Source organism: Pseudomonas sp. TE3895 (assembly GCF_056278855.1).
Genome location: NZ_JBWBQE010000001.1, coordinates 1,903,571 through 1,928,331, shown reverse-complemented (window position 1 = coordinate 1,928,331; position 24,761 = coordinate 1,903,571). Strand labels below are relative to the sequence as shown.

The following is a 24,761-nucleotide window of genomic DNA, read 5'->3' as shown; positions in this document are numbered from 1 at the left end:
GTCAGCGCGCAGTGAAGATCAGCACCGCGCTAACCGGTACCGACGGGTTGATGGACTTCAACCTGGCGAACTTGCGCAGGCTTTCCAGCCCCGGCAGCAAGCCAAAATCTTCGGCGCGCAGCACCAGAGGCTCAAGGGTCACCACCTGGAAACGCCGCGCATCCAGGCGGGTGGCCAGCAACAGGACATTGTAGCTGTGCGACTGGCCATGCAGGGTGACCGTCAGCGGCAGGCGCAATTCGATCTGTGCACCGTCGGCCAGGTCATTGATCGGCTGCAGGTCAATCTGTGCCTTCACGGTGGCCTCGGCGAAGCGCTCGACCTCGAACAGGTTGTCGCGCATTTGCTCGTCACGCAGCGGAATACCGCTGCTCACCGAGTCCATCTCGATCCTCAACCCGGCCATACCCTTGCGATCGACCGTGCCATGCAACACCAGAAAGCGATGCACTTCGGCGGTGTCGCCGTTCTTGCCGGTGATGAACGACAGCCGTGAAGATTCGCCATCCAGGTGCCAATTGGCATGAGCGGGCAGGCACAAAGCCAGCAATAAGGCAGGCAGCAGACGGGGCAACTTGAACATGACAGATCTCGTGAAACCAGGCCGCCAACCTTACCCGCCTGTATTCATGGCAGCAAGCGGCAGCCCTCACGCGCGCCTTGCCAGGCCGCCTGGCTGCGCCGCCCCAGGCCTTCAGCGGTGACTCGCTGCTGCTGGCTGTTTTCCTCCAGCAGGCTCAGTGGCAGCCACTGCTTCACGTACCCTTGGCAGTACACCTTGTCGAAGCCCATGACAAAGCGGCAGGAACAGTATTCCTTGGCCGAGTAGGCCGAGAGTATGCCGGGGAAGTCCGCCAGCGCCTGGCGTTCCTGCCAGGCCCAGTACAGGAGCGCTGCCAGCACCAGCAGCAATAACCGCTTCATGCCCCCTCCCCGGCCAGTACCGCCAGCACCCGCTTGAGCAATTCGTCGTGTCGATAGCTGCCGTCGCGGTCATCGGCGTAGCGCACGATCACCAGCTTTTGCTCAGGCAGCACATATAACGCCTGCCCCCAGTGGCCAAGGGCGGCGAAGGTGTCTGCCGGTGCACTGGGCCAAGGCCGTTCGGCGCCAGCCAGCGGCTGGTTGAGCCACCAGTGGCCACCCGGGATGGCCTCGCCAGGCAGCGCCTGGGCCTGGGCAAACGGGGTGCGGTTGAAGACGACCCAGGCTTTGGGCAGCAATTGTCGGCCCTGCCAGCGCCCGTCGCGCTGCATCAGCAGCCCAATACGGGCCAAATCGCGGGCACTGAGGTAGAGGTAGGAAGAGCCTACGTAGGTGCCTGCCCGGTCACGCTCCCACACCGCACTGCCGATACCCAACGGGGTGAACAGTGCGTGCCAGGGGTAGTCGGGGTACTGCCCGGCATCGAGCATGCCGCGCAGCGCGGCGGCCAGCAGGTTGCTGTCGCCGCTGGAGTAGAGGAATCGCTGACCGGGGCTGGCGGCGGCACCCTGCGCCGCCGCGTAGGCAGCCATGTCTGCGCGGCCATGGGTATACAGCATGGCCACCACCGAGGACTTCAGCGGCGCGTATTCGTAGTCTTCCTGCCACTCGAGGCCACTGGCCCAGTGCAGCAGGTCGGCCACGCGCACGCCGGGGTGGGCGCGCATGGGTGGATAGAAGCGGCTGACCGGGTCTTGCAGCTGGAAGCGGCCTTCGCCCTGGGCCACGCCCATTATCGTGGCCAGTACGCTCTTGCTTACCGACCAGGTCAGGTGCGCGGTGGCGGCACGGGTGGGCGCGGTGTAGCGCTCGTGGAGGATACGCCCGTCGCGGATGATCAGCAGAGCGTCCGTGCGGATGCCGTTGCGCTCTGAGGGGGAGCGTGCAGGAAAGGCGTAAGCGTCGACGGCCTGCCAGTCGAGGGTGGCAGGGTCGTTCTGCCACTGCGGGTCAGGCCAGTCTTCAGCTTTGGCGCTACCTACAACCAGCGCAAGGATGACCAACAGTACCTTCATCGTGCTCGCCTTGATGGGGGCTGCTTTGCAGCCCTTCGCGGGCAAGCCCGCGCTCACAGTCGCAGGAGCGGATGCCCCCGCGAACAGGCCAACATCATCAATACAGAATCAGCGCCGAACCGGCCGCTTCTGCAGCTTGCGCTGCAACGTCCGTCGGTGCATGCCCAGCGCCCGCGCGGTAGCCGAGATATTACCTTCATGCTCGTTCAGCACGCGCTGGATGTGTTCCCACTGCAGGCGATCGACCGACATCGGGTTTTCCGGCACCAGGGTATCCAGGTCGGTGTGCTCCGACAGCAGTGCTGCCAACACGTCATCGGCGTCAGCCGGCTTGCACAGGTAGTTGCAGGCACCGCGCTTGACCGCCTCCACTGCGGTGGCAATGCTCGAGTACCCGGTCAGGATCACCACGCGCATTTCCGGGTCCAGTTCCAGCAGCTTGGGCAGCAGCACCAGGCCGGAGTCGCCATCCATCTTCAGGTCCAGCGTGGCGTAGTCCGGCAGGTCCTGCTGGGCCAGAATCAAGCCTTCTTCGGCAGAACTGGCAGTGCTCACACGGAAACCGCGACGGCTCATGGCCCGGGCCATGACCCGGGTGAAGGTGGCATCGTCATCCACCAGCAGCAGGTGCGGCAGCTCTTCGCTTTCGACCTGGTTTTCTTCGCTCATCATTCATCTCCTCGCTTGCCATAGGGCAGGCGCAGTTCGGTCAGGGTGCCACCCTGTTCATGACTATAGAGTTTCACCGAGCCGCCCGCACGGGTCACGCTGGCCTTGCTCAAGAACAGGCCCAGGCCGAAGCCTTTGCCCTTGGTGGTAATAAAAGGTTTGCCAATGGCTTCGGCAATGGCTGGCGGTACACCAGGACCATGGTCGTGGATACTGATGACGATGTCCTGGGCGTCCCAGTCCAGGCGAACCTCCAGATCATCAGGGCAGGCATCGGCGGCATTGTTCAACAGATTCAGTAACGCCTGGGTCAGGTCTGGCGGCGGCGCCAGACGCGGCACCTTGCCGTCGCGCAGGCGCTGGAAGCGGTAGCTGGCTTCCGGGCGCATCAGGTGCCAGCGGTTGAGCGCCTCGTCCAGCCAGGCAGTCACATCCTGCTCCACGATGGCCAGGCGCCGGTTGGCTTCGGCTGCGCGCACCAGCTGTTGCAAGGTCTCTTTGCACAGCTTTACCTGATCCTGGAGGATCTGCAGGTCCTCCTGCAACAGCGGGTCGGTGTGGTCCTGGCGCATTTCGTTGATCAGCACGCTCATGGTCGCCAGCGGCGTACCCAGTTCATGGGCGGCACCGGCGGCCTGGGTTGCCACAGCCAGCAGTTGCTCGTCGCGCAGGCTTTCTTCACGCCGCTCTGAACGCAGCTGCTCCTGGCGGCGCAGCTCTTCGGCCATGCGCGCGGCAAAGAAGGTGATCACAGCCGCCGCCAGGGCAATGCTCAGCCACATGCCGTAGACCTGCATCTTGTCCCGCGCCATCGGCAGCCCTTCGAGCGGGTAGAACTGCACCAGCAGCAAGCTGTAGGCCGTCAGCGCAATGCCCGACAGGATCAGCGAATACAGCCACGGCAAAGTCACCGCGGCAATCGCCAGCGGCACCAGGTAATACGACACGAACGGGTTGGTCGAGCCGCCGGAGTAATACAGCAAGGCACTGTGGATCAGCAGGTCACAGGCCAGCTGCAGGGCGTACTCCATTTCGGTGACGGGCAGCGACAGCCGCAGGCGCAGGGCCGTGAAGGCACACAGCAACGAAGACAAGGCCAAGGTGCCGGCCAGTGACAGCCAGGGCAACGGCAGCAGTTCGGTCCAGTAGGCAACGCCCACCGAGCCGGCCTGGGCAGCCAGGACCAGGACCCGAATGACGGTCAGGCGCCAGAGGTTCTGGCGGGTAGCGGACAACGGTTGTACGGCGGCGAGCATGAGCTCTCCTGATGAGTGCTCCAGAAAAATCGGCTGGAGTATACCGAAGCCGGGCGCCTCGCTGCAGCGATGCGGCAAAGCGCCACACTTTGTCACAGGTTCATGATGGCACTTTTGAACCCACTACACTGTTGCCGGTCTTATGGGCCATGCGTGGAATGGATGACCAGCCCCCACGCCTTTAAATGCCAAGGAGTACCACATGCAAATCCCACGTCGCGGCGCTGCCCTGATCATGTCTTGCGGCCTGCTCGCCAGCCTGCCGGCACTGGCCGCCGATGAACCGCGTTTCAACCAGGTATCGCTGCGTGCCGAAGTCAGCAAGGAAGTGGCGCGCGACCTGATGGTCGTGACCCTGTACAGCGAAGCGCAGAACAGCGACCCGGGCAAGCTCGCCAAGCAGATTACCGAAACCATGAACAAGGCCGTGCAGCAGTCACGCCAGGTCAAGGACGTGAAGATCAGCCAAGGCAGCCGCAACAGCTACCCGGTGTATGACAGCAAGGGCCAGAAAATTACCGGCTGGCGCGAACGCGCGGAACTGCGCCTTGAAAGCGCCAACTTCCCGGCCTTGTCCCAGCTTACCGCCGATTTGTTGCAAGAGCTGAAAATGGCTGGCATGGACTTCTCCATCGCCCCGGCCACGCGCAAGGCCAGCGAGGATGCTCTGCTCAAGGATGCGGTCGATGCCTTCAAGGCACGCGCGCAACTGGCGACTGAAGCGCTGGGTGGCAAAGGCTACAAAGTGGTGAGCCTGAACCTCAACAGCAGCGGCTACCCGCGCCCGTACTTGCGTAGCGCGCCGATGGCGATGAAGGCCATGGGGGCTGATGAAGCGGCACCGGCGCCAGATATCGAGGCGGGCACCAGTGAAGTGAGCATGAATGCCGATGGCCTGATCGAAGTGCAGATGCCATAAGGCGTCCACGCATCATCTGTGGGAGCCCGCGAGCAAGACACGGCGGTGGATGGCACGGGCTTCGCCCGTGTTCGCGGGTAAACCCGCTCCTACAGGTGAACGCGCCATTTTCACGATTTTCAGACCTTTCTTACGCACCATCAAGGTGCGTCCTACGTTTACCCTTGCCTAGAAACATCGCGCAAAACGCCATCATTTTGCCTACGCAAACGTTTAACTTCGCCAAAAGTTATACCGATGCGACATCCATGTACGGTCGTACCACTTTTCTGACGCCAACTATCCTTGTACCTGTTGCATTGGGAACACCCCCTGCATAAGTATCCGCAGGTCGGCTCACGAGGCCACCTCATCCAAAAAATGACAACAATGAGGCCACCATGCTCAAACACGCAGTCATTCCGTTCCTGCTGGGTGCAGGCTTGCTCAGCGGCGCACCTTCGGCCGTTGCCGCATCCAACCTGGTGTTCTGCTCCGAAGGCAGCCCAGCCGGCTTCGATCCGGGGCAGTACACCACCGGGACCGACTTCGACGCCTCGGCAGAGACCGTGTTCAACCGCCTGACCCAGTTCGAGCGCGGCGGCACTGCGGTCATCCCGGGCCTGGCGACCAAATGGGAAGTGTCCGACGACGGCAAGACCTACACCTTCCACCTGCGTGAAGGGGTCAAGTTCCACACCACCGACTACTTCAAGCCCAGTCGCCCGTTCAACGCCGACGACGTGCTGTTCACCTTCAACCGCATGCTCGACAAGGACAACCCGTTCCGCAAGGCGTACCCCACCGAGTTTCCATACTTCACCGACATGGGCATGGACAAGAACATTGCCAAGGTGGAGAAGCTTGACGAGCACACGGTGAAGTTCACCCTCAACGAGGTGGACGCCGCGTTCATCCAGAACCTGGCCATGAGCTTTGCCTCGATCCAGTCCGCCGAATACGCCGACCAGTTGCTCAAGAATGGCAAGGCCGCCGACATCAACCAGAAGCCGATCGGCACCGGCCCGTTCGTGTTCAGCAAGTACCAGAAGGACGCGCAGATCCGCTTCAAGGGCAACAAGGACTACTGGAAGCCCGAGGACGTGAAGATCGACAACCTGATCTTTGCCATCACCACCGACGCCTCGGTGCGCATGCAGAAGCTTAAAAAGAACGAGTGCCAGGTCACCCTGTTCCCACGCCCGGCCGACATCGAGCCGCTAAAAGCCGACAAGAACCTGCAAATGCCGCAGCAGGCCGGTTTCAACCTCGGCTATATCGCCTACAACGTGATGGACAAGATCAAGGGCAGCAACGAGGCCAACCCCATGGCCCAGCTGAAAGTCCGACAGGCGCTGGACATGGCCGTGGACAAGAAAAAGATCATCGAGTCGGTATACCAGGGCGCCGGCCAGCTGGCGGTCAACGCCATGCCGCCCACGCAGTGGTCCTATGACGACAGCATCAAGGACGCCGCCTTCGCCCCCGAGAAAGCCAAGCAACTGCTCAAGGAAGCCGGCATCAAGGAAGGCACCGAAATCACCCTGTGGGCCATGCCCGTGCAACGCCCGTACAACCCCAATGCCAAGCTGATGGCCGAAATGCTCCAGTCCGACTGGGCCAAGATCGGTATCAAGGCGAAGATCGTCAGTTATGAATGGGGCGAGTACATCAAGCGCTCCAAAGGTGGCGAACAGGGTGCCATGCTGATTGGCTGGAGCGGTGACAATGGTGACCCGGACAACTGGCTGGGTACCCTCTACGGTTGCGATGCCGTCGATGGCAACAACTTCTCCAAGTGGTGCTACAAGCCCTACGACGACCTGATCAAGCAGGCCAAGGCCACGTCCGACCAGGCCAAGCGCACCGAGCTGTACCAGAAGGCGCAGCATATCCTCAAGGAGCAGGTACCGATCACCCCGATCGCCCACTCCACTGTCTACCAGCCCATGAGCGCCAAGGTGAAGGACTTCAAGATCAGCCCGTTCGCGCTGAATTCCTTCTACGGCGTCAGCGTGGACAAATAGGCTGACTGAGGCACCCGCTGAATCGCGGGTGCCCTTCACCCCCGCCACCTCTTCATGTCGTCCTGCGGCCATACGCTGCGGGGACGGCGAACTGTTGCCGCCATTCGTACCCGGAGGCGGCGCGAACAGATGAAAAAGGATTTGCCATGCGCCACGTTACCCGCCTTTCCGCGCTGCTGGCTCTGGGCCTGGTCAGCCAATCCCCGGTCCTGCTGGCCAACAACCTGGTGTTCTGCTCTGAAGGCAGCCCCGCCGGCTTCGACACCGCCCAGTACACCAGCGCCACCGACAACGACGCCGCCGAACCCATCTACAACCGCCTGGTCGAGTTCGAACGTGGCGGCACCGCCGTGCACCCGGCCCTGGCGACGCACTGGGAGGTGTCCGACGACGGCCTGCGCTACACCTTCCACCTGCGTGAAGGGGTCAAGTTCCACAGCAACAAGGCCTTCAGCCCGAGCCGCACGTTCAACGCCGACGATGTGCTGTTCACCTTCAACCGCATGCTCGACAAGGGTCATCGGTTCCGTCAGGCCTACCCTACCGAGTTTCCCTATTTCAACGGCATGGGCCTGGACAAGAACATCGCCCGCGTCGAGAAGACCGACCCATTGACCGTGGTGTTCACCCTGAACACCGTCGATGCCGCGTTCGTCCAGAACCTGGCCATGAGTTTTGCCTCCATCCTCTCCGCTGAATACGCCGAGCAGCTACTGGCCAGTAGACGCCCCAGCGACATCAATCAGCAGCCTATCGGTACCGGGCCGTTCGTGTTCCAGCGCTACCAGAAGGATTCGCAGATCCGCTACAAGGGCAACAAGGACTATTGGGCAGCGAACGAGGTGAAGATCGACAACCTGGTGTTCTCGATCAATACCGACCCGTCGGTGCGCATCCAGAAGCTGCGCCGCAACGAATGCCAGGTCACCCTGCACCCCCGCCCGGCTGACCTGCCGGCGCTCAAGGCCGACAGCACACTGCAGGTGCTCCAGCAACCAGGCTTCAACCTCGGCTACATCGCCTACAACACCCAGCACCCACCTTTCGACCGCCTGGAAGTGCGCCAGGCAATGGACATGGCGGTCAACAAGAAAGCCATCCTCCAGGCGGTGTATCAGGACGCCGGCCAACGGGCGGTCAACGCCATGCCACCAACCCAGTGGTCCTATGACGACAGCATCAAGGACGCCCCGTACGCGCCCGAAAAGGCCAGACAGCTGCTCCAGCAGGCCGGTGTCAAACCTGGCACCGAGGTCACCCTGTGGGCCATGCCGGTGCAACGCCCGTACAACCCCAATGCCAAGCTGATGGCCGAAATGCTCCAGGCCGACTGGAGCAAACTCGGTTTCAAGGTGCGCATCGTCAGCTACGAATGGGGCGAATACCTCAAGCGCATGAAAAACGGTGAGCACGACATCGCCCTGATCGGCTGGACCGGTGACAACGGCGACCCGGACAACTGGCTGGGCACCCTCTACAGCTGCGATGCCATCGGCAGCAACAACTACTCGCAGTGGTGCGACCCGCAGTACGACAGCCTGGTCAAGCAGGCCAAGCAAGTGACCGACCGTACGCAACGCACCGCCCTGTACCAGCAGGCCCAGCAGCGGCTAAAGCAGCAGGTACCGATTACGCCGGTGGCGCATTCCACCGTGAGTCAGCCGCTTAGCGTCAAGGTTTCCCAGTTCAAGGTCAGCCCGTTTGGGCGCAATGATTTTTCCGGTGTGAGTGTTGATTAAGCGTTAGCCAGTACCGGCCTCTTCGCGGGCAAGCCCGCTCCCACAGGATCTCGACAGGTTCGGACACTGCGCCCTACCTGTGGGAGCGAGCTTGCCCGCGACGAGGCCAGAACGGCCAACACAACGCCCCGATTCTGCCCGGCGATCCCGCGGCACCCCTGGCAACACCGCAGCAATCACCCGGCCCACAAGGCCGGCCATAACTAGAAAAGAAAGGGAGCTTTAACCTTGAAAGTATTCACCTTGACCGCACTGGCGTTATCCATCGGTGCCTTTTCCACGGTGGCCCAGGCAGATCCGCAGAGCCAGGACTACCTCCCGCTCACCCTCAAAAGCAGCAGCGAGCAAGCGCAAGCCAGCGGCTTCATCGACGGCCAAAGCCTGTCCGGCAGCACCCGCAACTGGTATGCCCGCGAACGTGCCGCACGCGCGCCGCTGTGGAAGTACTACAAGAACGACGGCACCCGCCACGACACCCACAGCCGTGAAAACTGGGTCCAGGGCACCATCCTCAATTACAGCTCCGGCTTCACCCAGGGCACCGTGGGCTTCGCCGTCGAGGCTGCCGGCTACAACGCCATCGCCCTGCAGCAGAGCCGCGAAGCCATTGCCGGCCCCAACAACCGCACCCTCACCCACAGCGATGGCGACCCCATCGGCCAGTGGAGCAAACTGGGCCTGGGCAATATCAAGGCGCGCGTGTCCAACACCACCCTTACCCTTGGCCGCCAGTCGGTGGACACGCCGATGATCGCCTACATCGGCAACCGCGCCCTGCCCTCGAGCTTCCAGGGCGCGTTCCTGCACAGCGCTGAATTCGACAACCTCAGCCTCGACCTGGGCACCTTCGACCGCGTCTCGCCACGTACCGAACAGAGCCTCAGCAAGTTCCGCAGCGAGTACAGCGCCACCGGCGTGGAAACCGACCGTGCCAGCACCGCCGGCATCAACTACCAGCCGTTCAAGAGCCTGAGTACCAGCCTGTACGCCACCAAGGTCGACGACTTCTGGAACCAGTACTACTTCGGCGCCAACCATGTGCTCGGCGACAGCGCAGTGCTCAGCCTGAGCACCGGCCTGAACTACTACAAGACCGTCGACGCCGGCAGCCAGAAAATGGGCAAGATCGACAACGACACCTACAGCCTGTCACTGGGCCTGACCCATCAGGCCCACACCCTCAGCGCCTCCTGGCAGCAGGTCAACGGCAATGAGTACTTCGACTACCTGCACGAAACCAACGGCATCTTCCTGGCCAACTCGCTGCTGTCGGACTTCAACGGCCCCAACGAGAAATCGCTGCAGATTTCCTATGTGCTGAACATGGCGCCCTATGGCGTGCCTGGCCTGAAGTTCAACCTGTACAACGCCCGCGGCTGGGGTATCGACGGCACTCACTACCGCGGCACTGCCTACGACGTGAATGGCCTGGATGGCGAAACCCACTATGAGTGGGGTATCGGCACCAGCTACGCGCTGCAGAGCGGGCCGCTGAAAGACACCAGCATACGCGCCACCTACACCACCCATCGCGCCAGCAAGGCCCAGGGCGATGGCAGCCTGGATGAGTTCCGCGTGGTCACCACCATTCCGTTCAACATTCTCTGAGCGCGGGCGCCACGGCCTGTTTCGCTGCGGGCCGTGGCAGCTACGCTGGAATCAATGCACGCAGGGAGACTTCAACCTATGCAGATAGCTTTCAGGAAAACGCCAGTGCTGCGCCTTACCCTGGCAGCGCTGATACTGGGCAGCGCCACGCATCTGGCCGCCAAGCCGCTGGTGGTGTGTACCGAAGCCAGCCCGGAAGGGTTCGACGTGGTTCAGTACACCACTGGGGTCACTTTCGATGCCGCGTCCGAAACCCTGTTCAACCGCCTGGTCGACTTCAAGCCCGGCACCACCGATATCCAGCCGGCCCTGGCCGAGCGTTGGGACATTTCAGCCGACGGCCTGACCTACACGTTTCACCTGCGCCAGGGGGTGAAGTTCCACAGCACCGAGTACTTCACCCCAACCCGTGAATTCAACGCCGACGATGTGCTGTGGAGCCTGCGCCGCCAGCTCGACCCCGCCCATCCATGGCACGACAAGACCAGCGTCGGCTACCCGTACTTCGAAAGCATGGCCTTCAAGCAACTGCTCAAGTCGGTGGACAAAACCGACGACCACACGGTGGTGATCACCCTCACCCGCCCGGAAGCGCCGTTCCTGCGGGACATGGCGATGGGGTTCACCTCGATCTACTCCGCCGAATACGGCGACCAGTTGCTCAAGGCCGGCAAGACCGCAGCGCTGAACAGCAAGCCGATCGGCACCGGCCCGTTCATCTTCCAGCGCTACAACAAGGATGCGCAGGTCCGCTTCAAACCTAACCCGGATTACTTTCGCGGCAAGCCGCCTGCCGACGCCCTGATATTCGCCATCGCTACCGATAGCAACGTGCGCCTGCAGAAACTGCGCGCCAACGAGTGCCAGGTGGCGTTGTACCCCAAACCCGAGGACGTGCCGTCGATAAAGGCCGACGCCAGGCTCAAGGTCGCAGAGACCGAAGCGTTGGTCACCGGCTACATCGCCATGAATACCCAGCACAAATACCTCAACGACGTGCGCGTGCGTAAAGCCATCAACATGGCCTTCGACCGCCAGACCCATGTCGACCAACTGTTTGGCAAAGGCAACGCACTGGTGGGTGTAAACCCTTACCCACCCACCATGATCGGCTACAACACCCACAACCAGAACCCACCGCGCGACCTCGATAAAGCCCGCGCCCTGCTCAGGCAGGCCGGTGTACCCGAGGGCACGGTAATCACCCTGTTCACCCGCAACGGCGGCGGCATGACCAACCCTAACCCGCGCCTGTCCGCCGAAATGCTGCAAGCCGACCTCAAGCAGATCGGCCTGAAGCTGGATATTCGCGTGATGGAATGGGCCGAGATGCTGCGCCGCGCCAAGCAGGGCGAAGCCGACCTGGTGTCCACCGGCTGGGCAGGCGACAACGGCGACCCGGACAATTTCCTTGGCCCGCTGCTCAGTTGCGAGGCCGCCAAAAACGGTGAGAACTACGCGCGCTGGTGCAACTCGAAATTCCAGGAGCTGATCACCCGTGCCCGCGAGGTGATCGACAACGACGAGCGCGCAAGGCTCTATAGCGAGGCATTGAAGGTGTACGATGACGACCAACCCTGGATCAGCATGGCCCACCCCAAGGTGTTCACGGCCATGCGTGACAACGTGGAGGGCTACGTGATCAGCCCTCTGACCAACAATAACTTCGCCACGACCAAGGTGAAGTAGAACAACAACGACCGCCGGCCACCCATACGGGGACCGGCGGCACTGCCGTACCGGGCTGATCGCCCCACGGCCTGATGAGGTAACCCCGACAATGTTGAGTTTTATTGCCCGGCGCCTTGGCCTGCTGATACCGACCTTTTTCGGCATCACCTTGCTGACCTTCGCGCTCATACGCCTGATCCCCGGCGACCCGGTGGAAGTGATGATGGGCGAGCGCAGGGTCGACCCCGAAATGCATGCCCAGGCCATGGAACGCCTGGGCCTGAACAAGCCACTGCCGGTCCAGTACCTGGACTACGTCGGCAAACTTGCCCAGGGTGACCTTGGCGAATCGCTGCGCACCCGCGAAAGCGTGTGGCGCGAGTTCCTCACCCTGTTCCCGGCCACCCTGGAACTGGCCTTCGCCGCCCTGCTGTTCGCCGGCGTCGTCGGCCTGCTGGCCGGTGTAATCGCCGCACTCAAGCGCGGTTCGCTGTTCGACCACGGGGTCATGGGCATATCACTGGCCGGCTACTCGATGCCGATTTTCTGGTGGGGCCTGATCCTGATCATGTTCTTCTCCGTGAGCCTGGGCTGGACCCCGGTGTCCGGGCGCATCGACCTGCTCTACGACATCGAGCCGAAGACCGGCTTCATGCTTATCGACACCCTGCTCAGCGATGAAGAAGGCGCGTTCAAGGACGCTGTGATGCACCTGATCCTGCCGGCCATCGTGCTCGGCACCATCCCGCTGGCAGTGATCGCCCGCATGACCCGCTCGTCGATGCTTGAAGTACTGCGCGAAGACTACATCCGCACCGCCCGCGCCAAAGGCCTGTCGCCGGCCCGTGTGGTGTTCGTCCATGGCCTGCGCAATGCCTTGATCCCGGTACTGACCGTGTTCGGCCTGCAGGTCGGCACGCTGCTGGCCGGTGCGGTGCTGACCGAAACCATCTTTTCCTGGCCGGGCATCGGCAAATGGCTGATCGAAGCCATCGGTGCCCGTGACTACCCCGTGGTCCAGAACGGCATCCTGTTGATCGCCTGCCTGGTGATTCTGGTCAACTTCGTCGTGGACATCCTCTACGGCCTGGCCAACCCACGCATCCGTCATCAGCGCTGAGGCCCTTGCCATGACTAGCCCGATTACAAAATCCGTGTCACCGGCCAGCCCGGTGGACCAGAGCCTGCTCTACCCCTCCCCGTACAAAGAATTCTGGCAAGCCTTCGCGCGCAACAAGGGCGCGGTGATGGGCCTGGCCTTCATGTGCCTGGTGGTGTTCTGCGCGCTGTTCGCGCCTTGGGTCGCCCCGCATGACCCGAGCGAGCAGTACCGCGACTTCCTGCTGACCCCGCCGGTGTGGCTGGAAGGCGGCACCTGGCAGTTCATCCTGGGCACCGACGAACTGGGCCGTGATCTGCTTTCGCGGCTGATTCAGGGTGCACGGCTATCGCTGCTGATCGGCCTGTCGTCAGTGGTGATGTCACTGATCCCAGGCATTCTCCTTGGCCTGCTGGCCGGCTTTTTCCCGCAGTTGCTCGGCCCGTCGATCATGCGCCTGATGGACGTGATGCTGGCCTTGCCGTCGCTGTTGCTGGCCGTGGCCATCGTCGCCATCCTCGGCCCTGGCCTGATCAACACCGTGATTGCCATCGCCATCGTTTCCCTGCCGTCCTACGTGCGCCTGACCCGCGCCGCGGTGATGGGCGAACTGAACCGCGACTACGTCACCGCCGCACGCCTGGCCGGTGCCGGGCTGCCCCGACTGATGTTCGTCACCGTGCTGCCCAACTGCATGGCACCGCTGATCGTGCAGGCCACGCTCAGCTTCTCCTCGGCCATCCTTGACGCCGCCGCACTGGGCTTCCTTGGCCTCGGCGTACAGCCGCCAACCCCCGAGTGGGGCACCATGCTGGCTTCGGCCCGGGATTACATCGAGCGCGCCTGGTGGGTAGTGAGCCTGCCTGGCCTGACCATTCTGCTCAGTGTGCTGGCAATCAACCTGATGGGCGACGGCCTGCGCGATGCGCTGGACCCGAAACTCAAGAACGCCGCCTGAGGAGAACGCCATGTCACTGTTGCAGATCAACAACCTGAATGTGCGCTTCGGCGACGCCAACGCGGTACCGGTGGTCGATGGCCTGGACCTGGCGGTGGATGCCGGCGAAATCCTGGCCATCGTCGGCGAGTCCGGCTCGGGCAAGTCGGTCACCATGATGGCCCTGATGGGCCTGATCGATGCGCCCGGGCGCATCACCGCCGACGCCCTCACCTTCGACGGCACCGACATGCTCAAGCTCAGCGGCCGTCAGCGGCGCAAGGTGGTGGGCAAGGACATCGCCATGGTCTTCCAGGACCCGATGACCGCGCTCAATCCCAGCTACACCGTGGGCTTCCAGATAGAGGAAGTGCTGCGCCAGCACTTGGGCCTCAAGGGCAAGGCTGCCCGCCAGCGTGCTCTGGAGCTCTTGAAGAAGGTCGAGATTCCGGCCGCCGAAAGCCGCCTGGACGCTTACCCGCACCAGCTGTCAGGCGGCATGAGCCAACGTGTGGCGATCGCCATGGCCATTGCCGGCGAGCCCAAGCTGCTGATCGCCGACGAACCGACCACGGCCCTCGACGTGACCATCCAGGCACAGATCATGGAACTGCTGGTCAACCTGCAGAAGGAGCGCAACATGGCGCTCATCCTGATCACCCACGACCTCGCCGTGGTCGCCGAAACCGCCAGGCGGGTGTGCGTGATGTACGCCGGCCAAGCCGTGGAAGTGGGCCAGGTGCCAGAACTGTTCGATGTGCCCGCCCACCCTTACAGCGAAGCCCTGCTCGCCGCGATCCCCGAGCACAGCATTGGCGCCGAGCGCCTGGCCACACTGCCTGGCATCGTCCCCGGCCGCTACGACCGCCCGGTCGGCTGCCTGCTGTCACCACGCTGCCCCTATGTACAGGACAATTGCCGGCGCCAGCGCCCGCCCCTCGACCCACAGGCCCACAGCCTGGTGCGTTGCTTCTACCCGCTGAACCAGGAGGTGGCGTGATGGCCGTCGTTCTATCTGCCCGGGAGCTGACCCGGCACTACGAAGTCTCCCGCGGGCTGTTCAAGGGCCATGCGCTGGTGCGCGCGCTCAATGGCGTGTCGTTCGAACTGGAGGCCGGCAAGACCCTGGCCGTGGTCGGCGAGTCGGGCTGCGGCAAGTCGACCCTGGCCCGCGCCCTGACCCTGATCGAAGAGCCGTCGTCCGGCTCGCTGCAAATTGCCGGCACCGAGGTGAAGGGCGCCAGCAAGGCAGAGCGCAAACAACTGCGCCGCGATGTGCAGATGGTGTTCCAGAGCCCCTACGCCTCGCTCAACCCACGGCAGAAGATCGGTGACCAACTGGCCGAACCGCTGCTGATCAACACCTCGCTGAGCAAGGCCGAGCGCCGCGACAAAGTGCAGAAGATGATGGAGCAGGTCGGCCTGCGCCCCGAGCACTACCAGCGCTACCCTCACATGTTCTCTGGCGGCCAGCGCCAGCGTATCGCCCTGGCCCGGGCGATGATGCTGCAACCCAAGGTGCTGGTGGCCGACGAACCGACCTCCGCGCTGGACGTGTCGATTCAGGCGCAGGTGCTGAACCTGTTCATGGATCTGCAGAAGGAGTTCAACACTGCCTACGTGTTCATCTCGCACAACCTGGCGGTGGTACGGCATGTGGCGGATCAGGTACTGGTGATGTACCTGGGGCGGCCGGCGGAGATGGGGCCGAAGGAGGACATCTACAACAAGCCGCTGCATCCCTATACCCAGGCGCTGCTGTCGGCGACACCGGCGATTCATCCAGACCCGTTGAAGCCGAAGATTCGTATCGTCGGGGAGCTCCCCAACCCGCTGAACCCGCCGGATGGGTGTGCCTTCCACAAACGCTGCCCGTATGCGACCGAGCGGTGTGCCAAGGAGGTGCCGGCACTGAGGCAGGTGAGTACGCGGCAGGTTGCCTGCCACTATGCGGAGCAGTTTCTTTAACTGTTAGAAAACTGGGCAGCCCTCAGTGCGAAAAACAGCAGTTTGCTGCGCTGCCCAGCTGAAGTACCAAGGCTTTTTGATTGTGGAGCTGAATCCATTTGTGGACGAGGTTGCCATTGAGGCTGTAGTCCAAGGCGATGTTTGCGATGGAGGCGCCGGGCTCGTCGCACTCTGGGCTTTGAAAGGTTTATTGTAGGTACGGCGCTGAGGCCTGGAAAATGCGCTTGATGGGTCAGAAATGGTGTCCACTTTTAGGTGGACACCATGGCCTTCGCCGGTTCCGTCAGGAAGATGTGTTGGCCGGACGGATACCGGGATTCGACCATCAGGGAAGTGTCAGTTTTTTGTGTACGGGACAAGGCATTTTCAATGCTTTGATACCTGCTTGCTGACTGCAGACGCCGTCAAGCCTAATCGGGCAGATGCGTCTACAATACTTCCAGTTTCAACCACTACCGCAAATGTTGCCATGCAAGGCAACATATCAACATGACTTTCGCAAGATAGATTTGATAGTCCATAACTATGATCACTCATATCTACAGGCCCGTAGCGAAAAACACGCCATTGGCACCCCCAAAAAATCTACGATTTATATACCGAAGAAAATGTCACCCATACAGGTGAAGAAGCAAAGCGCCTGACAACACTAGGCTAACACCACCGATCTGGATGACTGACAGCCGCTCGCGAAAAAAGAAGTACCCCAGGATCGCGGCAATACCACCCGACAACGTGCTGATGACGGTGACAACGGACACCGAGCCATTTAGAGCCCCCAAGAAAACGCAGAAAACCCTCCCAAGTTGAAAAGACTTGCCCCGCACAGTGAGCCATAGGTCTTCAGCATTATCGTCGTATGATCCCGCAGAAACTTGATGGCTTCAGGGATAAGGAACATGACCCCCACCGCATACCCTAGCGCCAGCATGTTCACCGGTCCCAGCGCCGGCAAGGTGAATTTCCCCTGAATCCAGAAGCTGATGCCGTAAAGCATGGCCGCCAACAAAGCAAACCACACAGACATTACGCTGGTGACCTTACGATCGAAACCACCATTATCGCTGCGGCAGGCCAACAGCACGCCGAAAAAGCAGACAAGGATACCGACCACCTGCCAAGCGGAAAGGGCGTCACCACCCAGCCATGCCAACAGCGTTGTAAAAACACCATACGAAGTGACCAGGGGCGCCACGATGGCTGTCTTGCCAATAGCGAAAGCTTTTGAAAGCGCCAGCGCTCCTACTACGGTGCATAGAGAGGCGACAATTCCTAACCCTATCGTGAGCCAGGGCGCAGAAGTAAATTTCTGCCACTGATCGGCTGAAATGGCAATAATGATTGCCATCAAGAAAAGCCCTAGCAACTGACCGAAAAATACCGCCCGCTTTACTCCAACCGCTCTTGCGTTCACGCCGACCAAGAAGTCGGTGCCCCCCCAGAACAGCGCAGCCAGCAACCCCATGAATACGTCCATAGCAATGGTCCTTAATTATGAATTATTCCTGAACCTCCTCAGACAGTAATCGGGAAAACAGCAGAAATCAAACACCTATTTTGACAAGAATCTACAGACTAACGTATTTCGGCACGCCCACCAGCCTAGCAACATCATTAACGAGTTAGTTAGTACTGTAGAGATAGCGGCAAGTGCCGAGAGAATACTGTAGGAACTTTCAGACAACACTCCACCTGCACTTACTACACTAAATATTACTAATTCAACGAGACCTTTGGTATTCATCAGAACACCAAATTGGATTTATTGATCTCAAGCCCGACATCCGGGCCCTGCCTTGCACATGCCTTTTGTAGCGAAGAGTTGTAGCAAAAGGGCCGCAAAGCGGCCCCCAAAATCTCAATGCATAAAGAACCAGATCAGAATGATCACCGGAATCGGCACCCCAATCATCCAAAGCAGTATCGAGCGCATGGCCTTTCTCCTTGTTCGATGGTGACAAGAAAGGTGCAGCCGCCATGCCAGTTGTATCAAAAAACTACATTCATAAGAATCAAAGGCTTACCCTCCAAGCCGCCTGAGCAAACCGTGCAATATGCAGGATCCACGCCCTTGCACCTGGGTGTTCTGCAATGCACTATCCACCCATGATCGCCACCACCCTCCCCGATGGCCCCGAGCAAACGCCGCTTACCGCCGAAATCGTGCTGCGCTACCACCTCTGCTGGAAGCACCGCGACCTCGACGGTGTCATGGCGCTCTACCACCCCGATATCCAGTACCACGACTTCTTCCAGAACCGCGTGCTCGGCCACCAGGAACTGCGCGACTACGTACGCGCTTGCCTGCCCCATGAAGCCGGCGAGGACATCGTCCACAGCGACCGCATCCGCGTCGATGGCTGCACCGCATTCATCCAGTATCAGGTCACGGTCCAGGGCGGCGACGGCCTGGTTGCGTTTCAGTCCAGCGAGGCGATCACCGTCAGGGACGGGCTGATCTGGCGGGTCAACGAATACGCCACGCTGGTCCGCCGGAACGGCACAGGCCACGCCAACAGCGGTCCGCGCCCCGCCACCAGCCGCCTGGGCCTGTCGCCTCGGCAGTTGTCGACCATGGCCCAGGACCTGGAGCACTACTTCCAGCGTCAACGCCCCTACCTCGACCCGGAGCTCGACCTGCAACAGGTCGCCGACGCCAGCGGCTACAGCCGCAACCAGATTTCCTACCTGCTCAACCAGGTGCTGGGGCAAAGCTTCTACCGCTACGTCAACCAGGCACGCCTGCAGCACCTGATGGCCAGCCTCGGCGACGACAGCGTCGAGGCGACGATCGACGAGCTGGCCTTCAGTGCCGGCTTCAACTCGCTGTCGGCGTTCTACAAGTGCTTCCGTGAGCACACCGGGCTCACGCCCAAGGCCTACCTCAAGCAAATTTCCCTGCGTGCACGCACGTAGGACAGCTGCCCGCTGACACCACTACGATCGCCCACAGACCTTGACGGATGTGGAGCCGAACCCGATGCAACCCCTGCGCACGCTCAGCTTGTGGATGGACCAGCTCGACGAGCCGCTGTGCGCGCGCCCGGCACTGCGCAATGACCTCGACGTTGACGTGTGCATCATCGGTGCCGGCTATACCGGCCTTTGGACCGCGTACTACCTCAAGCGCCAGGCCCCCCAGCTGAACATCGCGGTGATCGAAGCCCAAATCGCCGGCTTCGGCGCCTCCGGCCGTAATGGGGGCTGGCTGATGGGCAACCTGCTCGGCGAAGACCGCCTGCTCGGCACCCTCTCACCGCAACAGCGCCGCGCCAGCATCGACCTGCTGCACGGCATCCCGGATGAAGTGCAGCGCGTGCTGCAAAGCGAAGGCATCGACTGTGACTACCGCAAAGGCGGCGTGCTGTATTGCGCGGCGCGCTACCCGGAGCAGGAACGCAGCCTGCGCGCCTACCTCGACGACTTGTATCGTCAAGGCATGACCGAGGACGACTACCGCTGGCTGAGCCCCGAGCAGCTGGGGAGCCAGCTGCGGGTCAGCAATGCGTTTGGAGCGATCTACAGCCCGCACACGGCGACCATCCAGCCAGCCAAGCTGGTGCGCGGCCTTGCCCGGGCAGTGGAAGCGCTGGGCGTAACGATCTACGAAAACACCCCGGCCATCGACTGGCAGCCGAGCGAGGTGCGTACCCCGCTGGCACAGATTCGCTGCCAGTGGATGGTACCTGCCGTGGAGGGTTACGCCGCCAGCCTGCCGCCACTGGGCAAACACCAATTGCCGGTACAGAGCCTGCTGGTGGCCACCGAGCCGCTGCCGGAGGCCACCTGGGAGCAGATTGGCCTGAGCAAGGGCCAAGCCTTCAGTGAAAGCAGCCGCCAGGTCACCTACGGCCAGCGCACTGCCGACAACCGCCTGGTCTTCGGTGCTCGCGGTGGCTACCGCTTCGGTGGGCGTCTGCGCGAAAACTTCAACCTCGACGAACACGAAGTCGAACTGCGCCGCTACCTGTTCGGCGAACTGTTCCCGCAGCTCAAACAGGTACGCATCACTCATACCTGGGGCGGCAACCTCGGCATGGCGCGACGCTTCCGCCCACACATGCTTTGCGACCGCCAGCGCGGCATCGCCCTTGCCGGCGGCTACGGCGGCGAAGGCGTCGGGGCTACCAACCTGGGTGGGCGCACCCTGGCGGCGCTGATCCTCAACCAGCGCAACGAACTGACGGCGCAACCCTGGGTGCTCGACAATCGCCCGCTATCGAGCCTGGCCAGCTGGCCCCCCGAGCCCTGCCGCTGGCTGGGCTACAACGCGATCATCCAGAGCTTCGTCCATGAGGACCGGACCCTCGCCAACCCTGCCAGTGCGCCGTGGAGGCGGCGCCTGGCCATCTCGGTTGCGGACTTCATGGAAGGCTTCATGCACTGACTTCCCTTTTCACTCGTACAGGATCCACCGGTCATGAGCATCACCCAGTTCAAGAACACCGAATTTGCCGTGCTCGACAGCTCCAACCCGGTCGCGGTACCGCTCGGCGAACCCGTGGCAGTCACGTCAGTCACCTGCGTGGAGCGCAGCGATGGCGTTGAAACCGGCATCTGGGAATGCACCCCAGGGCGCTGGCGGCGGCAGATCGTGCAACAGGAGTTCTGCCATTTCATCAAGGGCCGCTGCACGTTCACCCCCGACGGTGGCGAGCCCCTGGTCATAGAAGCCGGAGACGCATTGATGCTACCGGCCAACAGCACCGGCACCTGGGACATCCAGGAGACCGTGCGCAAGACCTACGTGCTTATTTTCTGATCCGCTGATCGCCTGCCTTCGATAACAACAGACAAAGCAAGGTAAACCCGACATGCGCACCTTCCTCCTCGCCCCCCTGATGCTGGCCGCCAGCGTGGCCAGCGCCGCTGAAACGGTGAAGATCTACAACTGGTCCAGCTACGTGGCCCCCGATACGTTGAAGAACTTCCAGCAAGCCAGCGGCATCGTGCCGACCTATGACGTGTACGACAGCAATGAAACCCTCGATGGCAAGTTGATGACCGGCAATTCCGGCTACGACGTGGTGTTCCCCTCCAACCATTTCATGGCCCGGCAGATCCAGGGCAAGGCCTTGAAGCGCCTGGACAAATCCCAGCTGCCTAACTGGCACAACCTCAACCCGGTGCTGCTCAAGGCGCTGGAGGTGAACGACCCGGGCAACCAGTACGGCTTCCCTTACCTGTGGGGCAGTACCGGTATTGGCTACAACATCGACAAGGTCAAGGCGGTGCTCGGCGACAACGCGCCCGTGGACTCCTGGGACCTGATCTTCAAGCCCGAGTACATGAGCAAGCTGAAAAGCTGTGGCGTCGCGGTGCTGGACAATGGCCCCGAACTGCTGCCGATCGCCCTGCACTACCTGGGCTTGCCCCATCACAGCCAAGACCCCAAGGACTACGAGAAGGCCAAGGACCTGCTGATGAAAGTGCGGCCTTACATCAGCTATTTCCACTCGTCCAAGTACACGGGCGACCTGGCCAACGGCGATATCTGCGTGGTAGTGGGGTTCTCGGGGGATGTGCTGCAGGCGAAGAACCGCGCCGATGAGGCGAACAATGGCGTGAAGGTGGGCTATTCGATACCCAAGGAGGGCGCGCCGATGTGGTTCGACATGGTCGCCATGCCCGTCGATGCGCCGGATGAAAAGGCCGGATATGCCTACATGAACTACCTGCTGCAGCCGGAGGTGATGGCCAACATCAGCAACCACGTCCAGTACGCCAACGGCAACCTCAAGGCGGACGGGTTGGTGGACCCGGCGATGAAGGGTAATACGATGATTTACCCGAGCGACGAGGTGATGGGCAAGCTGTATGCGCTGGAGGCGATGCCGGCGAAGATCGACCGTATTCGTACGCGAATCTGGACCAGTATCAAAGCCGGAAATTGAAATGGGGCCGCCTAGCGGCCCTTCGCGGGCACGCCCGCTCCCACAGGTATCACATGACCTCCAGGTCTGGTGATTCCTGTGGGAGCGGGCGTGCCCGCGAAGGGCTGCAAAGCAGCCCCGATTTCAGGCCTTAATGGTGCTCGCGGGTAGCGCGGAACTTGATGTCCGGCCAGCGCTCTTCCATCAGCGCCAGGTTGACCCGGGTCGGCGCCAGGTAGGTCAGGTGACCGCCGCCGTCGATGGCCAGGTTTTCCATGGCCTTGGTCTGGAATTCCTCGAGCTTCTTCTTGTCATCGCAGCTGATCCAGCGCGCCGACCAGACGGTGATAGGCTCGTAGGCGCACTCGACCTTGTACTCTTCCTTCAGGCGGCTGGCGACCACGTCGAACTGCAGCACACCGACCGCACCCAAGATGATGTCGTTGCTGCGCTCAGGGAAGAACACCTGAGTAGCACCTTCTTCGGCCAGCTGCTGCAGGCCTTGACGCAGTTGCTTGGATTTCAGCGGGTCTTTCAGGCGTACGCGGCGGAACAGCTCCGGCGCGAAGTGCGGGATACCGGTGAAGCCCAGCGCCTCGCCTTCGGTGAAGGTGTCGCCGATCTGGATGGTGCCGTGGTTGTGCAGGCCGATGATGTCACCGGCAAAGGCTTCTTCCAGCTGCTCACGCTCGGAGGAGAAGAACGTCAGCGCATCGCCGATACGCAGGTCTTTGTTCAAGCGCACGTGGCGCATTTTCATGCCCTTCTCGTACTTGCCCGAGCAGATGCGCATGAAGGCGATACGGTCGCGGTGTTTCGGGTCCATGTTCGCCTGGATCTTGAACACGAAGCCGGTGAACTTCTCTTCCACAGGCTCCACGGTGCGCTCGTGGGCCACACGGCCAAGCGGGCGCGGCGCCCAGTCGACCACGGCGTCGAGCACGTGGTCGACACCGAAGTTGCCCAGCGCAGTACCGAAGAACACCGGGGTCAGCTGACCGTTGATGAACTCTTCCTGGTTGAACTCGTGGCAAGCGCCCTGCACCAGCTCCAGTTGCTCGACGAACGAATCGTACTGGTCGCCCAGGTGCGCGCGGGCTTCGTCCGAGTCCAGCTTCTGGATGATCTTGGCTTCGGTGCGCTCGTGGCCATGGCCCGGGGTGTACACCACGATGTAGTCACCGGTCAGGTGGTACACGCCCTTGAAGTCGCGGTAGCAACCGATCGGCCAGGTGATTGGCGCGGCCTTGATCTTCAAAACGGCTTCGATCTCGTCGAGCAGTTCGATCGGGTCGCGGATGTCTCGGTCGAGTTTGTTGATGAAGCTGACGATAGGCGTGTCGCGCAGGCGGCACACGTCCATCAGGGCGATGGTACGCGGCTCTACACCTTTACCGCCGTCGAGCACCATCAGCGCCGAGTCCACCGCGGTCAGGGTGCGGTAGGTGTCTTCCGAGAAGTCTTCGTGGCCGGGGGTGTCGAGCAGGTTGATCATGTGCTCGCGGTACGGGAACTGCATCACCGAGGTGGTGATGGAGATGCCGCGCTGCTTCTCCATTTCCATCCAGTCGGAGGTGGCATGGCGGTCGGACTTGCGCGACTTCACGGTACCGGCGACGGCAATGGCCTTGCCCATCAGCAGCAGCTTCTCGGTGATGGTGGTCTTACCGGCGTCGGGGTGGGAAATGATTGCGAAAGTGCGGCGCTTCGCGACTTCGGCGGCCTGGTTGGTCATGGGAAATCGCCTGACTGGGGGATTTGAAAGGGGCAGTATCATACCTGAAGTTGGGCCTGGACCAAAATCTGCCGAATGAATGGCGCCTGTGCCGGCCTCTTCGCGGGTAAACCCGCGCCTACAGGTACGACACAGGGTTCGGATGCGGTGCAGTCACTGTAGGAGCGGGTTTACCCGCGAAGAGGCCGGCACAGACAAAAGAAATCCAACAGGCAATCGATTTATCACGACAAATGCCCAAAGCGCAGTTATTTCAACGCCTGCAGCGCATTAAGTCGCTGTTTTTTCTCGCCAAAAATCCTGCCACCCAGCGATTAACGCTGGCCAAATGCCGCCTCAGATGGGAACCTTTACGCCCACGGAGACGTCCACTCCCCTGCAACCCGCTTCGGTTGGGGACTGGTTTCATCAGCATTTTCGGGCCCGACGGGGTTCGGCTCATGGCCTGATCGCAGCCTTCGGCTTGCATCTCGCTGCTACTCGCGAACACACCACCCGCCGCCAGGATTGGCCGGCTTCCAAGAAGTGTGCTCGCCGACAACACAAGGAGTCCGCCTGTGGCTAAACGCTACGGAAAGGGGCTGTTGGGATGGGCCGCCGTGCTCGTCATCCTGGCCCTGCTGGTCCACTGGATCGGCATCGACACGATCGCGCGTTATCGCGACGATCTTGGGTTCTACCTGCAAGCGCACCTGGTATTGGTGCTGGCTTCGATGGCGGCGGCGCTGGCCGTGGGCATCCCCGCCGGCATTGCGTTAAGTCGACCGCACCGGGTCGACAAAGCCGAGCGTTTCATGCAGTTCTTCAACGTTGGCAACACCATCCCCCCTCTGGCCGTTCTGGCCATCGCCCTGAGTATCCTGGGCATCGGCGCCGGGCCTGCGATCTTCGCACTGTTCCTCGCGTCCCTCCTGCCCATCGTGCGCAACACCTACGAAGGCCTGAAAAACGTCCCCGCATCGCTCAAGGAAGCCGCTACCGGCATCGGCATGACCCCGCGCCAGCAACTCTGGCAGGTAGAACTGCCCAACGCCGTGCCGATCATCGTCGGCGGCGTACGCGTGGCCCTGGCGCTGAACGTGGGCACCGCACCGCTGGCATTCCTGATCGGCGCCAACAGCCTGGGCAGCCTGATTTTCCCCGGCATCGCCCTGAACAACCAGCCGCAGCTGCTGCTGGGTGCCGCCTGCACCGCGCTGCTGGCACTGGTGCTGGACGCGGCGGTGAGTTTCTCCAGCAGGCGCTGGCTGGAACGTGGCCTGGCCCAATAAGGATAGGAAA

At 61.8% G+C, this 24,761-nt stretch carries 23 protein-coding genes; 14 read left to right on the top strand and 9 right to left on the bottom strand.

The window, feature by feature from the left end; genetic code table 11:
• Nucleotide 1 precedes the first annotated feature (1 nt).
• From ACZ889_RS08665 to ACZ889_RS08645, 5 genes are all read right to left on the bottom strand, one after another.
• A complete protein-coding gene (locus tag ACZ889_RS08665) occupies nt 2-583 on the bottom strand; it encodes a YceI family protein (protein WP_003255241.1) in 582 nt (193 codons plus the stop codon).
• Between the two features lie 44 nt (nt 584-627).
• Complete coding sequence (locus ACZ889_RS08660; protein WP_319006662.1) at nt 628-924, bottom strand: amidase; 297 nt, start codon at nt 922-924, stop codon at nt 628-630.
• Nucleotides 921-2,000, bottom strand: a complete 1,080-nt coding sequence (locus ACZ889_RS08655; RefSeq protein ID WP_476257313.1) for a serine hydrolase domain-containing protein — start codon at nt 1,998-2,000, stop codon at nt 921-923. Before ACZ889_RS08655 ends, ACZ889_RS08660 begins: the two co-directional genes overlap by 4 nt.
• Before the next feature lie 108 nt (nt 2,001-2,108).
• Nucleotides 2,109-2,669: a response regulator transcription factor gene (locus ACZ889_RS08650; protein WP_003255244.1), complete on the bottom strand. Its 561-nt coding sequence runs from the start codon at nt 2,667-2,669 to the stop codon at nt 2,109-2,111.
• Nucleotides 2,669-3,925 (bottom strand): ATP-binding protein, encoded by a 1,257-nt coding sequence (locus ACZ889_RS08645; RefSeq protein ID WP_014589781.1) that lies wholly within the window; start codon nt 3,923-3,925, stop codon nt 2,669-2,671. Before ACZ889_RS08645 ends, ACZ889_RS08650 begins: the two co-directional genes overlap by 1 nt.
• A gap of 202 nt (nt 3,926-4,127) precedes the next feature.
• Between ACZ889_RS08645 and ACZ889_RS08640 the strand changes: the two genes are divergently transcribed.
• From ACZ889_RS08640 to ACZ889_RS08600, 9 genes are all read left to right on the top strand, one after another.
• Nucleotides 4,128-4,844: an SIMPL domain-containing protein gene (locus ACZ889_RS08640; protein WP_003255248.1), complete on the top strand. Its 717-nt coding sequence runs from the start codon at nt 4,128-4,130 to the stop codon at nt 4,842-4,844.
• Nucleotides 4,845-5,224: 380 nt separating this feature from the next.
• Complete coding sequence (locus tag ACZ889_RS08635) at nt 5,225-6,850, top strand: ABC transporter substrate-binding protein (protein WP_476238793.1); 1,626 nt, start codon at nt 5,225-5,227, stop codon at nt 6,848-6,850.
• 146 nt (nt 6,851-6,996) lie between these two features.
• Entirely contained in the window at nt 6,997-8,589 is a 1,593-nt protein-coding gene (locus tag ACZ889_RS08630; RefSeq protein WP_476257312.1) for an ABC transporter substrate-binding protein, read from the top strand.
• A gap of 228 nt (nt 8,590-8,817) precedes the next feature.
• Nucleotides 8,818-10,197 carry an OprD family porin gene (locus ACZ889_RS08625; RefSeq protein ID WP_143495753.1) on the top strand — a complete coding sequence of 460 codons (1,380 nt, stop codon included), beginning with the start codon at nt 8,818-8,820 and terminating at the stop codon, nt 10,195-10,197.
• Nucleotides 10,198-10,275: 78 nt separating this feature from the next.
• Nucleotides 10,276-11,886, top strand: a complete 1,611-nt coding sequence (locus tag ACZ889_RS08620) for an ABC transporter substrate-binding protein (protein WP_033726404.1) — start codon at nt 10,276-10,278, stop codon at nt 11,884-11,886.
• A 91-nt stretch (nt 11,887-11,977) separates the two neighbouring features.
• On the top strand, nt 11,978-12,988 hold the full coding sequence (locus ACZ889_RS08615) for an ABC transporter permease subunit (protein ID WP_003255257.1): 1,011 nt from the start codon (nt 11,978-11,980) through the stop codon (nt 12,986-12,988).
• Nucleotides 12,989-12,998: 10 nt separating this feature from the next.
• Entirely contained in the window at nt 12,999-13,925 is a 927-nt protein-coding gene (locus ACZ889_RS08610; protein ID WP_003255259.1) for an ABC transporter permease subunit, read from the top strand.
• Nucleotides 13,926-13,935: 10 nt separating this feature from the next.
• The gene (locus tag ACZ889_RS08605) at nt 13,936-14,904 is read left to right on the top strand and encodes an ABC transporter ATP-binding protein (protein WP_003255260.1); all 969 of its coding nucleotides are present in this window, start codon (nt 13,936-13,938) and stop codon (nt 14,902-14,904) included.
• The gene (locus tag ACZ889_RS08600; protein WP_003255261.1) at nt 14,904-15,872 is read left to right on the top strand and encodes a peptide ABC transporter ATP-binding protein; all 969 of its coding nucleotides are present in this window, start codon (nt 14,904-14,906) and stop codon (nt 15,870-15,872) included. The genes ACZ889_RS08605 and ACZ889_RS08600 overlap by 1 nt, the downstream gene beginning before the upstream one ends.
• Before the next feature lie 366 nt (nt 15,873-16,238).
• On the opposite strand, the gene ACZ889_RS08595 is transcribed toward ACZ889_RS08600, so the two are convergent.
• The 3 genes from ACZ889_RS08595 to ACZ889_RS08585 form a co-directional block, all read right to left on the bottom strand.
• Entirely contained in the window at nt 16,239-16,343 is a 105-nt protein-coding gene (locus ACZ889_RS08595; protein ID WP_180690161.1) for a helix-turn-helix domain-containing protein, read from the bottom strand.
• Nucleotides 16,344-16,483: 140 nt separating this feature from the next.
• Nucleotides 16,484-16,633, bottom strand: coding sequence for a hypothetical protein (locus ACZ889_RS08590; RefSeq protein ID WP_476257311.1), 150 nt, complete (start codon nt 16,631-16,633; stop codon nt 16,484-16,486).
• 8 nt (nt 16,634-16,641) lie between these two features.
• Complete coding sequence (locus ACZ889_RS08585; protein WP_476257310.1) at nt 16,642-17,349, bottom strand: EamA family transporter; 708 nt, start codon at nt 17,347-17,349, stop codon at nt 16,642-16,644.
• Between the two features lie 614 nt (nt 17,350-17,963).
• On the opposite strand from ACZ889_RS08585, the gene ACZ889_RS08580 reads away from it, so the two are divergent.
• The 4 genes from ACZ889_RS08580 (at nt 17,964) to ACZ889_RS08565 (ending at nt 21,766) form a co-directional block, all read left to right on the top strand.
• Nucleotides 17,964-18,788, top strand: a complete 825-nt coding sequence (locus ACZ889_RS08580) for an AraC family transcriptional regulator (RefSeq protein ID WP_020191899.1) — start codon at nt 17,964-17,966, stop codon at nt 18,786-18,788.
• Between the two features lie 64 nt (nt 18,789-18,852).
• Nucleotides 18,853-20,259: an NAD(P)/FAD-dependent oxidoreductase gene (locus ACZ889_RS08575; protein ID WP_180688813.1), complete on the top strand. Its 1,407-nt coding sequence runs from the start codon at nt 18,853-18,855 to the stop codon at nt 20,257-20,259.
• Between the two features lie 33 nt (nt 20,260-20,292).
• A complete protein-coding gene (locus ACZ889_RS08570) occupies nt 20,293-20,634 on the top strand; it encodes a cupin domain-containing protein (RefSeq protein ID WP_012051262.1) in 342 nt (113 codons plus the stop codon).
• 52 nt (nt 20,635-20,686) lie between these two features.
• A complete protein-coding gene (locus ACZ889_RS08565) occupies nt 20,687-21,766 on the top strand; it encodes a polyamine ABC transporter substrate-binding protein (protein ID WP_003248478.1) in 1,080 nt (359 codons plus the stop codon).
• 130 nt (nt 21,767-21,896) lie between these two features.
• Here ACZ889_RS08565 and ACZ889_RS08560 read toward each other — a convergent pair whose 3' ends face one another.
• Nucleotides 21,897-23,480: a peptide chain release factor 3 gene (locus tag ACZ889_RS08560; RefSeq protein WP_003248481.1), complete on the bottom strand. Its 1,584-nt coding sequence runs from the start codon at nt 23,478-23,480 to the stop codon at nt 21,897-21,899.
• A 557-nt stretch (nt 23,481-24,037) separates the two neighbouring features.
• Here ACZ889_RS08560 and ACZ889_RS08555 point away from each other — a divergent pair.
• Nucleotides 24,038-24,751, top strand: a complete 714-nt coding sequence (locus tag ACZ889_RS08555) for an ABC transporter permease (protein WP_003248483.1) — start codon at nt 24,038-24,040, stop codon at nt 24,749-24,751.
• Nucleotides 24,752-24,761 lie beyond the last annotated feature (10 nt).

What these genes read in the sequence shown, in the direction of transcription:
- ACZ889_RS08580 (WP_020191899.1), top strand. Translation starts at nt 17,964, where the DNA reads ATGCACTATCCACCCATGATCGCCACCACCCTCCCCGATGGCCCCGAG.
- ACZ889_RS08565 (WP_003248478.1), top strand. Translation starts at nt 20,687, where the DNA reads ATGCGCACCTTCCTCCTCGCCCCCCTGATGCTGGCCGCCAGCGTGGCC.
- ACZ889_RS08630 (WP_476257312.1), top strand. Translation starts at nt 6,997, where the DNA reads ATGCGCCACGTTACCCGCCTTTCCGCGCTGCTGGCTCTGGGCCTGGTC.
- ACZ889_RS08585 (WP_476257310.1), bottom strand. Translation starts at nt 17,349, where the DNA reads ATGGACGTATTCATGGGGTTGCTGGCTGCGCTGTTCTGGGGGGGCACC.
- ACZ889_RS08655 (WP_476257313.1), bottom strand. Translation starts at nt 2,000, where the DNA reads ATGAAGGTACTGTTGGTCATCCTTGCGCTGGTTGTAGGTAGCGCCAAA.
- ACZ889_RS08640 (WP_003255248.1), top strand. Translation starts at nt 4,128, where the DNA reads ATGCAAATCCCACGTCGCGGCGCTGCCCTGATCATGTCTTGCGGCCTG.
- ACZ889_RS08600 (WP_003255261.1), top strand. Translation starts at nt 14,904, where the DNA reads ATGGCCGTCGTTCTATCTGCCCGGGAGCTGACCCGGCACTACGAAGTC.
- ACZ889_RS08570 (WP_012051262.1), top strand. Translation starts at nt 20,293, where the DNA reads ATGAGCATCACCCAGTTCAAGAACACCGAATTTGCCGTGCTCGACAGC.
- ACZ889_RS08575 (WP_180688813.1), top strand. Translation starts at nt 18,853, where the DNA reads ATGCAACCCCTGCGCACGCTCAGCTTGTGGATGGACCAGCTCGACGAG.
- ACZ889_RS08620 (WP_033726404.1), top strand. Translation starts at nt 10,276, where the DNA reads ATGCAGATAGCTTTCAGGAAAACGCCAGTGCTGCGCCTTACCCTGGCA.
- ACZ889_RS08595 (WP_180690161.1), bottom strand. Translation starts at nt 16,343, where the DNA reads ATGGCAACATTTGCGGTAGTGGTTGAAACTGGAAGTATTGTAGACGCA.
- ACZ889_RS08645 (WP_014589781.1), bottom strand. Translation starts at nt 3,925, where the DNA reads ATGCTCGCCGCCGTACAACCGTTGTCCGCTACCCGCCAGAACCTCTGG.
- ACZ889_RS08560 (WP_003248481.1), bottom strand. Translation starts at nt 23,480, where the DNA reads ATGACCAACCAGGCCGCCGAAGTCGCGAAGCGCCGCACTTTCGCAATC.
- ACZ889_RS08665 (WP_003255241.1), bottom strand. Translation starts at nt 583, where the DNA reads ATGTTCAAGTTGCCCCGTCTGCTGCCTGCCTTATTGCTGGCTTTGTGC.
- ACZ889_RS08610 (WP_003255259.1), top strand. Translation starts at nt 12,999, where the DNA reads ATGACTAGCCCGATTACAAAATCCGTGTCACCGGCCAGCCCGGTGGAC.
- ACZ889_RS08660 (WP_319006662.1), bottom strand. Translation starts at nt 924, where the DNA reads ATGAAGCGGTTATTGCTGCTGGTGCTGGCAGCGCTCCTGTACTGGGCC.
- ACZ889_RS08650 (WP_003255244.1), bottom strand. Translation starts at nt 2,669, where the DNA reads ATGAGCGAAGAAAACCAGGTCGAAAGCGAAGAGCTGCCGCACCTGCTG.
- ACZ889_RS08605 (WP_003255260.1), top strand. Translation starts at nt 13,936, where the DNA reads ATGTCACTGTTGCAGATCAACAACCTGAATGTGCGCTTCGGCGACGCC.
- ACZ889_RS08635 (WP_476238793.1), top strand. Translation starts at nt 5,225, where the DNA reads ATGCTCAAACACGCAGTCATTCCGTTCCTGCTGGGTGCAGGCTTGCTC.
- ACZ889_RS08615 (WP_003255257.1), top strand. Translation starts at nt 11,978, where the DNA reads ATGTTGAGTTTTATTGCCCGGCGCCTTGGCCTGCTGATACCGACCTTT.